15 protein-coding genes and 1 pseudogene are annotated in these 13,068 nt (G+C 44.2%); 4 read left to right on the top strand and 12 right to left on the bottom strand.

Translation table 11 applies throughout. From position 1 onward, the window contains the following. Positions 1-54: 54 nt before the first annotated feature. Genes A374_RS06385 through A374_RS06375 form a run of 3 tightly spaced genes read right to left on the bottom strand, consistent with a single transcriptional unit; the run spans position 55 to position 2,750 of the window. A complete protein-coding gene (locus A374_RS06385; protein ID WP_007201381.1) occupies positions 55-537 on the bottom strand; it encodes a GNAT family N-acetyltransferase in 483 nt (160 codons plus the stop codon). Positions 538-547: 10 nt separating this feature from the next. Continuing rightward, the gene (gene kynA, locus A374_RS06380; protein ID WP_007201380.1) at positions 548-1,387 is read right to left on the bottom strand and encodes a tryptophan 2,3-dioxygenase; all 840 of its coding nucleotides are present in this window, start codon (positions 1,385-1,387) and stop codon (positions 548-550) included. Positions 1,388-1,436: 49 nt separating this feature from the next. Continuing rightward, positions 1,437-2,750 (bottom strand): short-chain fatty acid transporter, encoded by a 1,314-nt coding sequence (locus A374_RS06375; RefSeq protein WP_007201379.1) that lies wholly within the window; start codon positions 2,748-2,750, stop codon positions 1,437-1,439. Between the two features lie 140 nt (positions 2,751-2,890). Here A374_RS06375 and A374_RS06370 point away from each other — a divergent pair, with 140 nt between their 5' ends. The 3 genes from A374_RS06370 (at position 2,891) to A374_RS06360 (ending at position 4,299) form a co-directional block, all read left to right on the top strand. Continuing rightward, a complete protein-coding gene (locus A374_RS06370) occupies positions 2,891-3,304 on the top strand; it encodes a hypothetical protein (protein WP_007201378.1) in 414 nt (137 codons plus the stop codon). Between the two features lie 101 nt (positions 3,305-3,405). After that, positions 3,406-3,846, top strand: a complete 441-nt coding sequence (locus A374_RS06365; RefSeq protein WP_007201377.1) for a hypothetical protein — start codon at positions 3,406-3,408, stop codon at positions 3,844-3,846. 15 nt (positions 3,847-3,861) lie between these two features. Then, positions 3,862-4,299, top strand: a complete 438-nt coding sequence (locus A374_RS06360; RefSeq protein WP_007201376.1) for a 6-carboxytetrahydropterin synthase — start codon at positions 3,862-3,864, stop codon at positions 4,297-4,299. A gap of 121 nt (positions 4,300-4,420) precedes the next feature. Here A374_RS06360 and A374_RS21440 read toward each other — a convergent pair whose 3' ends face one another. The 4 genes and pseudogenes from A374_RS21440 to A374_RS06340 all read right to left on the bottom strand — a co-directional run. After that, positions 4,421-4,600, bottom strand: coding sequence for an alanine-zipper protein (locus A374_RS21440; RefSeq protein ID WP_420794944.1), 180 nt, complete (start codon positions 4,598-4,600; stop codon positions 4,421-4,423). 647 nt (positions 4,601-5,247) lie between these two features. Next, positions 5,248-5,808 carry a GNAT family N-acetyltransferase gene (locus A374_RS06350; protein WP_007201374.1) on the bottom strand — a complete coding sequence of 187 codons (561 nt, stop codon included), beginning with the start codon at positions 5,806-5,808 and terminating at the stop codon, positions 5,248-5,250. A 91-nt stretch (positions 5,809-5,899) separates the two neighbouring features. Beyond that, positions 5,900-7,366 carry a TerD family protein gene (locus A374_RS06345; protein ID WP_007201373.1) on the bottom strand — a complete coding sequence of 489 codons (1,467 nt, stop codon included), beginning with the start codon at positions 7,364-7,366 and terminating at the stop codon, positions 5,900-5,902. Next, positions 7,367-7,555, bottom strand: a pseudogene (locus tag A374_RS06340) (helix-turn-helix domain-containing protein); the annotation flags it as partial. It lies immediately after the preceding gene. 149 nt (positions 7,556-7,704) lie between these two features. Between A374_RS06340 and A374_RS06335 the strand changes: the two are divergent. Further along, complete coding sequence (locus A374_RS06335) at positions 7,705-7,947, top strand: hypothetical protein (RefSeq protein ID WP_007201371.1); 243 nt, start codon at positions 7,705-7,707, stop codon at positions 7,945-7,947. On the opposite strand, the gene A374_RS06330 is transcribed toward A374_RS06335, so the two are convergent. From A374_RS06330 to A374_RS06310, 5 genes are all read right to left on the bottom strand, one after another. Beyond that, positions 7,925-8,722 (bottom strand): HAD family hydrolase, encoded by a 798-nt coding sequence (locus A374_RS06330; protein ID WP_007201370.1) that lies wholly within the window; start codon positions 8,720-8,722, stop codon positions 7,925-7,927. The two genes, A374_RS06335 and A374_RS06330, sit on opposite strands and share 23 nt — an antisense overlap. Continuing rightward, entirely contained in the window at positions 8,719-9,816 is a 1,098-nt protein-coding gene (locus A374_RS06325; protein WP_007201369.1) for a cysteine protease StiP family protein, read from the bottom strand. Before A374_RS06325 ends, A374_RS06330 begins: the two co-directional genes overlap by 4 nt. Next, positions 9,813-11,156, bottom strand: a complete 1,344-nt coding sequence (locus A374_RS06320) for a phosphoribosyltransferase family protein (RefSeq protein ID WP_007201368.1) — start codon at positions 11,154-11,156, stop codon at positions 9,813-9,815. Before A374_RS06320 ends, A374_RS06325 begins: the two co-directional genes overlap by 4 nt. Continuing rightward, positions 11,137-12,264 carry an HpcH/HpaI aldolase/citrate lyase family protein gene (locus A374_RS06315; RefSeq protein WP_007201367.1) on the bottom strand — a complete coding sequence of 376 codons (1,128 nt, stop codon included), beginning with the start codon at positions 12,262-12,264 and terminating at the stop codon, positions 11,137-11,139. The genes A374_RS06320 and A374_RS06315 overlap by 20 nt, the downstream gene beginning before the upstream one ends. 80 nt (positions 12,265-12,344) lie before the next feature. After that, positions 12,345-13,064, bottom strand: coding sequence for a DUF475 domain-containing protein (locus A374_RS06310; protein WP_007201366.1), 720 nt, complete (start codon positions 13,062-13,064; stop codon positions 12,345-12,347). Between the last annotated feature and the right edge of the window lie 4 nt (positions 13,065-13,068).

Below are 13,068 nucleotides of genomic sequence, written 5' to 3'. Positions count from 1 at the left end.
CAAAAAAAGAGACTCCAATCACTACCGATTCGAATCTCTTTTTCTCAGAATATGTTATACGGTTCGGCGCATTCTTACCGTCTCTAGCGTATGACCGTCAAAGTCATCTTGAAACGTTTCGGTCACGGTAAAGCCTTTCGCCACATAAAAGGTCATGCCGATTGTATTTTCTTGTTCCACATCGACTTCCATCGTGTGTACATTTTGCAACTGCATGCCGACTTGTAACAAGGCGGTACCGATTCCTGTTCCTTGGTGCTCAGGCAGCACATAAAGAGCGACTAGCGCTAGCACACCCTCTTCTTTTCCAGCAGCATAGTTCGCAAACCCGACAACGTTACCTTCTACTTCTGCTACAAAAAAGGAGGAGCGTAGCAATCGTTGCTGCAGACTTTCCTTACAGTAAGCGACGGTGATAAACCGCTCTTGTATGTGAGCAGGAATGATCCCTTCGTACGTCGCTTGCCACGTTCGACGAGCTACTGCTTGCACGTGTTCAAGATCCTCTTCGTGCATGTTGCGAATGTGATACGTCATCAGTAGCTCCTTATAACTCTGTACGCAAATCCCAAAGCTCTGGGAAAAAGCGTTGATCGAGTACTTTTTTCAAATAAGACACTCCAGATGAGCCGCCTGTGCCCGTTTTAAAGCCGATGATGCGCTCGACCGTTTTCATATGGCGGAAACGCCACTGCTGTAGCCAATCTTCAATGTCCACAAGCTTCTCTGCAAGCTCGTATAGCTCCCAGTACGTTTTCGGATTTTGATAGACAGTGATCCATGCCTGACGCACTGACTCATTTTCTTGATACGACTTCGTGAAGTCACGATGGCTGACACAATCATCGATTGCTAAGCCGTTGCGCTTCAGTGCCGCAATTGCCGCATCATAAATGCTTGGCGCTTCATACGCTTGTTGTAATTGCGCAAGCAGTGCAGCATCTTTTTCATAGATTTTTAACACGTGTGGTAGTTTATAGCCGAGTGCAAACTCAATCATGCGATATTGAAACGATTGAAAGCCAGATGCTTGGCCTAGCGAATCACGAAATTCCATATACTCAGACGGTGTCATCGTCGCTAATACGTCCCACGCTTGAATAATTTGTGATTGTGTTTTGGAAACACGCGCTAATTTTTTCTGTGCTGACGATAAATCATTGTCATGAATAGCGGTAACCGCCGCTTGTAATTCATGCAATATTAACTTCATCCATAGCTCACTGACTTGGTGAATAATAATGAATAACACTTCATCGTGATGACCGGAAAGGCGTTGCTGCGCATTTAAAATTTTATCAAGCTGTAAATAGTCACCATAGGTCATATTTTCTTTAAAATCGGTATGAATGTTCTGTTCTTCCGATGTGGCGTTTTTTTCCTTCATTGTACTCCCCTTTTCTCACAAATGATTACGGTTTCATTTTACCATGCCCCTAATATAAAAAGTAGATAAGCACGGTCGTTACAATGCCCACCCAAACGCTCAGTAAAATACAATAGCCCATAATATCGCGAATATGAAGACCAACAACCGATAGAATCGGCAATGCCCAAAACGGTTGAATTAAGTTCGTCCACGCATCGCCCCAACCGACAGCCATTGCAATGTCAGCAGGCTTTACGCCAAGCGCGATCCCCGCTGGCACTTGAAGCGGTCCTTGTAAGGCCCATTGCCCACCACCTGAGGGCGCAACGATATTCACAACACCTGCTGTCCAATATGTAAACAGTTGAAAGGTGTCCGCCGAAGCGACAGACGTCATCCAATTAATAATTGCCGCCCCCATGCCAGAGGCCCCTAATATGCCGATAATGCCGGCGTAAAACGGAAACTGCAGTATGATTGGTGAGATCGATGTTGCCGCTTCTTTAAACGCCTCCGCAAACGAAAAAAGCGAGCGATGCAGCACGAGACCTGCTGCTAAAAAGAAGAGATTAATAATGTTCAAATCGAGCCCACGTCCGGTCGCAAACTCATAGATTACATAAACTAAGCCGACTGCGCCCATCACGATTCCAAGCACCGGTGTATGTTCTAGCTTTTCAGCAGGTGTTAGCTCACTCGGCGCCACGCTGACTGCTTGTTCTTCTGCGGCGAGTGGCTCATACGAGATCACGTTTTTTTTCGGTGCCATTTTGACGATGAAAATAGGCATCGTGATTAGCAGTGCTAGAAAGATCGTAATCGTCGGCAAACTAAAAATCGTTTCGGACGTAGGAATCACACCCATTACTTTTTCTAAAAAGTGCCCTTTCGTCGCGACGGTTAAGCCAATCGAGCTTGATAATCCTGCCGAATAAAGCGCAGTCGGTGCATAGGCTGTCGCTACAAGCAACGGAAAATGAACTTGCTTATTGCGAAGGCCGATTTCTTTCGTAATGATGGCGCCAATAATTACAGCGAGTCCCCAGTTAATATAATACGCAAAAGATGTGACTAAAAAGGTTAGGACGTACGCTTTCGTAGCCGTATTCGCAAGTCCTGCAAGCCTTTGCAAGCCGCGTGCAATAAACGGTACCGCCGCAAGCGTCATGCCCGTCATTAACAACAGCACCATTTGCAACGTAAACACAAGATACACCCAAAAGCCATCGCCCCATGCTTTAAACATCGCAAGTGGTTTCGTAGGGTTCATCCCAATTGCAATCATCAGCACCACAAGTGTCATAACGACCGCAATAACAAAGGCATCCGGTAAATAACGCCGAACTCCTCTTGAAAAGCCATCTGCCATTTTAGTTAACATAATTAATCCCCCCTTCTCTACACATTCGCATGGATCAATTAATTTTCCTGCCTAAGGATAGACATTTACCGCTGTCCCCTTTGCTTCTTTTACATACTATAGTAGCAAACAAAAAAATTTTACTCTTAGGAGGTTACCTGTTGGCAACAGAACTGATCGTTTACAACAAAATTTTAACGCAACGCTATGTAACAGATTATCTCTACGACCCAAACTTCCCCATTGTAAACGTGGCAATTGGAGTGAGTAAACCCGTCATTAACAATCAAGAACCCGGCTTTATCGTTCGTGAAACAACCATTCAAGAATTATTCAAACGAACGATTTATGCGCGCTATAATGAGCGAACAATTGTTCAAAAAGGGGTTACACTACCACCAGAAGCCACACTACCACCTGCTCCAGTTCCTTTTTCTCCGAGTCTTGAAGCCACTGCTCGCTATTTCTACACGCTCTTACTTCCAGAAATAAAGAAACTTAACATTACACTTGATTATGTGGCGGTTATTTCTCCACTCGCAACGGCTCGCTTCGGTCGAAATATGAACGCCTAACATAGACAAGTGCCGTTTCACCGTGTGGTAATGAAACATATGCTAACATACAAGAGCGCTTTTGCTCTCCATTTCAAATTACTAGGAGGAACAATTGTACAATGGCTACTAACAATAATGGACCGATTTCTGCCACAACGCTCGCGGTTCAAAATAAAGTATATATCGACCGTGTGATTACCGATTATGGTTTCGTTCCAAAACTACCCATTATTAATGTCACAATTGGCGTGAGCAATATAAAACCAATTTTCCCTGAACCAGGCTTTATCATTGATGCCTTAACGGTACAAGACGTCTTTAATCGGCTCATTCGTTCACGTTATAACAATAAAACACTCGTGCAAGAAGGACAGCCTTATCCACCGGAAATTACACGTCCAGTCGCGTACGTCCCTTTTTCACCTAGTTTAGAAGAAACGAGTCGCTACTTTTTTAGTATATTGCGGCCCGTCTTTACAAAACTTGGCGTGCGTTTAGATTTTGTAGCCGTAATGAGCCCCATTGCGACAGCTCGTTTTACGGGACAAGGCATTCTATAACAGGAGGAAAAACGTATGGCTTCTACCAATGGACCCATTTCTGCTACTACACTAGCTGTCCAAAATAAAGTGTATATCGATCGTGTGTTAACCGATTATGGATACGTTCCAAAGTATCCGATTATTAATGTCACAATCGGTGTTAGTAACACAAAACCGATTTTTCCTGAACCCGGATTCATTATCGATGCCTTAACGGTACAAGACGTCTTCAATCGTCTCATTCGTTCACGGTATGATCGGCGCACACTCGTCCAAGAAGGCGAACCAGTACCACCAGAAATAAAATATCCACCAGCGTTTGTACCTTTTTCACCAAGCTTAGAACAAACAAGCCGTTACTTTTACAATATTTTAAGACCAGTCTTTACAAAGCTTGGCGTGCGTCTTGACTTCGTAGCCGTTACAACTCCAATTGCAACTGCTCGCTTTACGGGACAAGGTATTCTTTAAACAAATAAAGAGGCTGGGACTTAAAAAATGGCTTTCATCATCGAGTTAAGGTGATGAGTGCCATTTTTTATATCGCTTGTAGGCACGTGAGATGAGAAGCATGTAAGGGGAGGCAAGCTCTTTAGTAATGGCAAAAAGAGGGGTTTGCGCGCAGAGGGATGGTGGTCGCGCGCAAAGAGGCTTCGGTCGCGCGCTGAGAGGCTTCGTTCGCGCGCAGAGGTACTCCGTTCGCGCGCAGAGAGGCCCCGTTCGCGCGCAGAGAGGCTTCGTTCGCGCGCAGAGGAGTGGCGTTCGCGCGCAAGAAGAGGAATCATGCTTAAAAACAACAAAATTACGTGCATAAAGTACTAGATTCACATGAAAACAGTGCTAAATTAACGACAAACACCAGAATTACGTGTAAAAAGAGCAAGATTATGAAAAAAAGAACTTAAACAAGGTCAAAGTATTGAGTTGCGTGCAGATGAGTTTGACGCGCAGAAACACTTGAATCGCGCATAAGCAAGACAAAATCCCCTCAGGACATGCGAAAGAGCAGAAAAAGAGAACAAGTCAAGAGACAAGCCCTCTAATATGACAAAAAAGAGAGGAAGTAGTGGTTTATAGCACCTTTATTTGTTTTTTTTTACCTGGTGCAGCGGGACATATCGCGCTCCAATCAAGTCACCTCACCAAAAAGTTGCGCTTAAGAAACGTGTGCCCGAGGATAGCCACCATGCAGACCATAGTGAGTGATCCCTTATCGTACTACGACTGCTTCTATCGCCTGCAGCACGTGATTCGTTATCAAGTATGCTTTTCGAGCAACAAATACGGTGCCCTCATCAATAAGTCAAAGAATTCTAGTGTAATCTCTTTGGCTAAACCCTACGAACATCTCCCTCAAAAACTCCGAGAAAATAACGCTCTTTTTCTTGCATTCTTCTAATCTCCATCTCTGCTCAATCCTTAGGCAATGACTGCATAAATGCACGTATCGGTTAGGCGTAAACCATCGGCTGACCAATCGTCATTGCGTAAAATGCCTTCTAGTTCAAAGCCGAGTGCTTCTGCAATAGCACGACTTTTTATATTCTCTGTCTCACAACGGATTTCCATTCGTTTAAACTGCGCTTGTTGCAGGCCAAGTTCAACTAGCTTTTGAACCGCTTCGCGCATATACCCATGTCCGCTATGCTCACTATGTAACCAATACCCAATCTCACACTTCGGAAGCTCCCAATCTACTCCTTGTATACTCGCAGTTCCAACAAACGCGCCACTTTCTTTTAAAAATAGTAGATAGCGAAATGAATTTCCTGCTAAAAATTTCTCTCGCGCGCTCATAAGATTTTCTGTCGTTTCTAACACAGGTGGAATGCTTTGTGCAAAAGGTAACCACGGCTGAAGCTCTGCAAACGATGCGACAATAGCGGCATTTACTGCCACCCCATCTTCACGACAAGGTAGGCGCATTAGTAAGCGCTCCGTCTCTACTTCTTGTGGCATCTGTACTCCATTCTCCTCCATACTTCTAACCCCTTCCATAAATTTCGAATAGTATAGCACTACAGGTATTTTTTGTAAACAAAAAAAGAGAGCGCCGAAGCGCCCCTTTTTCTTATGATAGAAACTCTGCTGAATTTAACGATAATTCACGACAAATATCAATGATCGCATTTTTCTCACTTTGCTCAAATACCCCATCAGCAAAGCCGATTGCCACACCATAATGTACGACCGTACGAGCAATTTCCGGCTTTTGACGAATGCGGTTAATGGCTTTAAGAGCATCATTGCGTCCGACCATGAAGTTTCGTTGCAGCATGCTAACAAAATCTTGAAAGCGCTGCTGCACTTTATGCGTTTCAAATACGCGTAATTCTTCACTATTATGAATAAATTCATTCACTTTTTGACGCTCAATTTCAGAAAGAGAGCCATCCGCCATACTAACGAGCGCAAAACATGCGACGACCGCATCTAACACATCTTGACTTTTAAAACGGTTAAAGAGCTCTTGCGTTTTATGCTTCTGTTCATTAGCCCATGCAGACCAATCTTTTTGATCCGGAGACCACTTGTTGCCGCAAGAATTACACGTAAATTTCACTTTGTTTCCACCGATAAAGCCGCCGAGCAAACCGACGGGTCCAAGAATGAGACCACCGATCGCTGCTTTTCCGATGCCAAAGCCCTTTTTCCCTGTGCTAATGTTTTGGGAGTGACAGCGTGGACACGCATTCATCGTAGATTGATTACCTTGCACACCTTGGCCATATGTTGGTACACCGCCGCCCGTATGAGCTGGCATGCTTGCTTGATGATAGCTTCCAGGCTGACCGTAACCACTCATTTGACCGCTGGCTCCACTTTGACCATAGCCGCTCATTTGACCGCTGGCTCCGCTTTGACCGTAGCCTCCAGGCTGACCTGCCATTCCATTTTGCTGATAGTTCTGCGACTGGCTTGGCATGCTAGAGTAGCCACTAGCTGGTGAAGCAGGCTCGTCTTCTACATCAATGCCAAAGTTGCTACATAAAGCCGCTAGACCTCCTTGAAAACCGCTTCCAATCGCGTTGAACTTCCACTCGCCATTATGGCGATATAGTTCAGCTGCGACGACCGCCGTTTCTACAGAAAATTCATGCCCTAAATCATAGCGAATAAGCTCTCGCCCCGTTTGATCATCAAAAATGCGCACGTAGGCATTACGAATGTGTCCGAAGCTTTGTCCTTTTTGCGCCGCATCATGAATCGTAATCGTAAAGGCAATGCGTTGAATGTGCGTAGGGACTTGAATTAAGTCTATGCGAATGACCTCATCATCATGGTTACCAACACCTGTGCGGTTATCACCTTCATACACCACAGAAGAGTTTGCACCAATGGGATTGTTATAAAAAATAAAATCTTGCTCAGAGCGAACTTTTCCTGTCTCTTGCAGTAAAAAAGCTGAAGCATCTAAGTCATAGCTTGGGCCACCCTGTTCGTTTACATCCCAACCTAAGCCAACTGATAGTTTAAATAACCCCGGGTTACTTTTCGTTAAGTCTACTTTTTGTCCCTTTTTTAACCGTACGCTCATTTAAGATCCACTCCGTTCATTATAATAATTCTCTTTCGGAACGCCGAACACTGAGAACATTCCTCTACGTGTAACCGCATAGCTGTTGCCGATTTTTCGGATCGTTCCTTTTGGGAAATCTTGAATTCGCTTGCGTAACGTAGATGTATGAATGCCCCATTCTTCGCACGCTTTACTAGATTCCATAATTTTATAAGTCATTAAATCCGGTTCGCTTTTTTCTAAGTTAATCATTGCTTTCAAAGCTCCTCTTGCTTTTGTTTCGTAGTGATTGTTTATATTACGCGCATTGTTCGCATACTTATATTCTAGAGACTATAAAAAAAGGAGATCGCCCTATGAGACATTATGTATCGCGAAAGAAAGACGAAGAGGTCATGACTGCGCTCTCATCCTATAAAGAAGTTGTTTCATCGCGCGCAATGAATATTGTAGATGTGTGCGTTGTGCAATGCTTCTTGTCTTTCTTTCTCTACTTTCAACTCCACGACATAACGCGCACACTGATTGCTTCGCTTGGTACAGTTGCTCTTCTGTTTCTTTTGTTCGTTATCTCATTTACGAAAAAGCAACCTTCATAGGAGAAAGCGCTCTTACGCGTTGCAGGATTTCGTAAGCCGCCGCCGCTCCTCGTTGCGTTGTTTCTAGGAACGGATGAGGGTTGTCAGCTAATTCACCGTGTGCTGGCACGAAGGCGTGTGTGGCCTGGGCTAGTAAGCAGTAATCAAGCTGAGAATCTCCTGCCGCCATGTACTGCGGTTCGTTTTCTAACGTTTGAATGTACGCGATTGGCTCATACTTATTAACAGCTGATGGCACGAAATACAGCTTTCTTCCTTGAAGTGAACTTTCCCAACCTTGCTCTTTCGCCCAGCTACAGAACGTCTCCACATCTTCCTGCGGTAACTTGGATCGATCAATCACACAATAAAAAAATAATTCATCGGCGGTTCGTTCTTTAAGAATCCAGTCTCCGGAAATTTCTTGGAATTTTTTGCGTACATCCATGATCGTTATACATGTTGTCTGCATTTTTTGCGCTATATGACGTTTCCATTCTCTATCTATTTTACCATCTATTATAATGTTTCCACCATTGCTCGTCACCGCATATTTCGGTGCTATTCCGCTTGCTTGCAAGAACGAAATGCGCTCATACTGCTCCACCGTGCGTGTGGTTACCGGAATAAATAGCATTTCAGAATGAAGCTGCTGCAACTGTGCGAGTGCCTCTTTTGTCATATAAGAAATGGGCTGTTGTTCTAACATCTCCATGACGATCATGTCCTCACAATCGCGCGCTGCCGATGCCTTCGAATAGAGTAACGTTCGATCTAAATCACTTGCAAAAATCATTCTACCCCTCCTGTAAGCGGTTGGATGAGACCGCAGCACGTATACGTCATTTTTTCATACTGTTCCACGGTTACGCCCCGATCACGAGCAAGCAATAAAATATGTTGAATGCGCTGATCCTGCTTATCTTTCACTAAGATTTTCCACGGAACTCTGCGCAGAAGCACACGCGTTGTTTCGCCAACACCAGGCTTAATGAAATTCATATTTTCAATGTGAAAATCTTCTTGAATGGATTGGAGATCAGCAAGCCCACGCCATGTGAGCGTCGTATCTTCCTTTTTCGCGCCACGACGCACTGCTTCTTCATGAACGTCTTTAAAATGACGAGCCACTTCTTCAATAAACGCAACAGAAACGTCTTTTTCTTCTAAGTGCTTATAATATTTCGCACCATGAAAATCACCCTCACCAATCCACTGCCTATTTAACACCGTGCGACTAACAAGCCCTGAAACCGTTGAATTTAAGCATGCACTTGGAATCAAGAAATCCTCACGCGTACCAAAAAGAGACGAGCAATACCCTGGATCTGCTAGCACGGCCAGTTCGTCATCCAACGAGACGCCATATTTTTCATAGTAACGCTGACAGGATGCGGTTAATTCTTTCGTAATCGCCCCTTTTCCTGTCCAACCATCTACAAATTGTAACTGGCAACCGGGATGACGATCTAAAATATAACGCAGCGCCACTTCATCAATGCCGCGATCGCGAATAATGGAAATGCTATAGTGCGGCACATGACACTGAAATTGCGTTTCTAAATACCGCTTTATTAAAATCCCTACAGGAGTTCCGGCGCGCGCAAGGGAAACGAGTACAAAGGGTTGGTCGTTAAATTTATGATACATGCGCGTACTAACAACGCCTGTACAAAGCGCTAGCTTGCTTGCATTGCGTGTAAGCGATTCATGATATAGCGCCATATATTCTGCAGTTGGCTCATATTCAATCGGTAACATTTCTGAATAATGGGTACCCGATTGAATGGCGGCTTCACGCTCTTTTGTTCCTCTCTCCATCTCAATATCACTTAAATCTTTTACAAGAAACGTAACGTCTTCCTGAGGATAACTACCGATTGATTTCATGTTGTTTCCTTTCCTACGTGTGCCGGGGTATGTGTAACGAGATGAATTCTCTGAACCCCTGTTTTACTAAGTGAAGCAAGGATCGACTGTAACGCCTCCTGTGAATGATGACGTTCGATGAATAAAAACAGGTCATCATACGCTCCATACGGAATGTTATACACGTAATTTAGCAGTGACTTCTCTTCCAAACTTGTAAAGCTAATACCGTTTTGCACCCCATAGTGTGGGCGCTCTTCGCGATGCACAGGACTGCGAGTTGTGGAATGGTAGGCCGTAACCCCAAGATGTCCTGCTATTTTCATAGGAATGTACATAAATTCCCCTGTGCCTAGACATAGCGTCCGTTCGGGCGAGATGACGAATGGCTGTAAAGAGCGAGCTACTTCGGAACAATACGTATCTACTGCTGCTTGCTGCTCTGCTTGTAAGCCAAATCGTCCCGTATAGACAAGGTACGGCGAATCATTTTGTTCGGTTCCAGCGCTATAAAGGGCGGATGCAGATACGTTTTGCCCTAGCGCATGATGCTTAATTGTTGGCGCTGGACTGTCTTGTAAAGCGTGATATTCATACGGTTTTTCTTGAGCAAGCGGTGAACCCTTTACTTCTATGTCGCCTCGCAATAAGGAACAGAACGTAATTGTAATGCCAAGTGCTTGCTCTACGGCTCGACAGGCTGCTACATGCTCACTCGTTCGCCAATCTAATAGTGAAAGAACGGTATAGGCTTTTCGTGGATAGCGCGCATGAAGATCTTCAATAATGTTGAGTGCTGTTTTCCCTGTCGTAATTTCATCATCAACAAGAACGACGGGTCCGTCATGTTGCAGCCAATTTTCTTGTACATAACAGCGCTGAGCCGTCGCATGCGAATGCTCCTCTTCAAAGGTAAGCGTCTCGGGCTGATGCAGAAGCTGTTCGCGGGTCGTATGAACGTACATACCGTTTTCAAACGCTTCAAACACAGCATGTCCAAGGGCCGTTGCCGTTTCCGCAAAACCGATAAATAGCGTCTGTTCTTGGAGACGATAGCGATCGTTACGAATGGTTTCATAGAAGGCAATCGCCGCCTGTTCTTCTCCTTGTTTCAACACTTCTTTTAGCGTTGGTTCATACGACAATGGTGCGAGCTGCTGCATATTTACATACGTAGCTGCCAACGCTCGACCGTATAAAAGAGAGACAGCAGGTACGACGGAAATATGCTTTCCAAGCACATTACTTACGAATAAAAAGCTCCGTTTTTTATTTTTTCGTGCCGCCATCGTAAACAATTGCGATAGCGCCAGATCATACGTATTTTCGGTCACACGCACATCAACTTCGATAGAATCCAAGATGTGGTACTTCTTTGTAATGGGACAGTAAGTCGATGCTTGTTTTGTCATGTCGTAACACTCCATATATCTTTGATTGTTGCATAACGTTTTTTGCCCAAGCATAATGTGGCTTGGCTTCATTCATTTTATTGCTATACGTGCTTTTCATCACGCCACCCGCACCTCGTTCGAGAATGCTTTTGGCATCACAATATTCTTCATGCGAGACGGTATACATGGCCTGCACCGGTATAATATGCGTTGGATGAATAATCGTTTTCCCGATGAAACCATTTAATTGATCGAGCCGCACTTCTTTTAAAAGTCCTGTAAACGATTGTAGAGATGGTTGCGATTCGAAATATTCCCAAACAGGACCAGAAAGTACGAAGGGATAGGGCTCCCGACGAAAGGTATTCACAAGATCGGCGAAGCAATCTGCAATCACACCGACATCATAAATCGTCTCATCCGGACGACGTCGCAAACCGAACAATCCGGAAAAATCAGTCGCTCCTATACGGATATTTAAAATCCATTCCTCATAGAGCAGAAAGAGTTTTAATAGCGCTTGCAATTCGTTCAGGCGACTTTCTTTATACATGATGACCGGTGATTCTAAAATGGGCATGCCATAAAGCATCGTGCGATAACGACCATTGAGCTGTGCTAATACTGCCAAATAACGCGGCCCATTTTCTGATGTGAACTTTGGAAACACAAACCCGGTTACGAGTCGCAAGGATTGATCTAATCCACGCGCAAGCCGCTCCATCTGCTCCTCGTTCCGCACACGGATAAAAAGAAAAGGCAGTGCTTCTTCCTCTAGCACTCCATTTGCTACGTACCGTGCTAGTGTTGTTAGTTCTTGAATGATATTGTGTTCTGCTTCTGGAACGCGCTCATCTTCAATGCTATCTTCTAAGCACAGAATCATCGTCATAAGACCTCGGTGCTTTTTCGTTACAATATCTTGCGCAATACGCGCTCGTGTTGCCGGCATATATAAAGCGGCCCCTAAGCCATGAGCAATCCATGCCTTATCACTGTTTTTCGAAAAGGATTGGGGAAGCTGGTAAAAGAGGCGCTGCTCTAGCTCCTGACTTAAATATTGAAAATGTCGCAAGCAAATCCTCCTTTCTTTCTTAAATTGAGTAAAAAGAAAGGCAAAGCACTGATTGCAGTGATTGCCTTTACTTTCTATTATTAATGCGTTTCTTTTGGTTTGCGCACAGCATGAACGATAAATGTTGCTCCAAAGATCGCTAGTAAAATACCAAAGAACAATAGTTCTGGTACGTGGAAGCCAAAGGCACCCGCAATCATTTTCACCCCAATAATGGCAATTAAAATGAAGGCTGTTTTCTCAAGCTCTGGTACTTTCTCAATTAATTTTAAGAACAATTGAGCGACACCACGCATCATCAGTACGCCAAGAAGTCCACCAAGGAACAATACCCACACTTGGTTTGAGACACCAAACGCTGCAATGACGCTATCTAAACTAAATGCGATGTCCATAATTTCAACAGCAATAACCGTTTTCCAGAAACCTTGCCCTTTGTTTTTTGTTTCGCCTTCCTCTTCACCATTTTTCAAGTTAGAATAAGCTAACCAGAGTAAGTACAGACCACCGATAATTTTAATGGCTGTAAATTTAACGAGGAATACCCCGATACCAATGGCAAGAAAACGGAAAACATAAGCACCAATAATACCATAGAACAAGGCTTTCTTTTGCTGATCTTTTGGTAAGTGACGAACCATAACGGCTAACACAAGCGCATTATCCGCCGACAGCAATCCTTCTAAAATAACAAGCGTCCCAATGACACCCCACGCAGCAGGATTTGTGAATACTTGTTGCAAAGCATCCAGCGAAAAGAATGATCCGTACGTTTCAACTAATTGTCTAAAAAAATCCATGTAG

This window comes from Fictibacillus macauensis ZFHKF-1 (assembly GCF_000269865.1).
In the GTDB taxonomy this organism is placed as follows: Bacteria; Bacillota; Bacilli; order Bacillales; family Fictibacillaceae; genus Fictibacillus_C; species Fictibacillus_C macauensis.
This window is presented reverse-complemented; position numbering and strand designations above follow the sequence as displayed.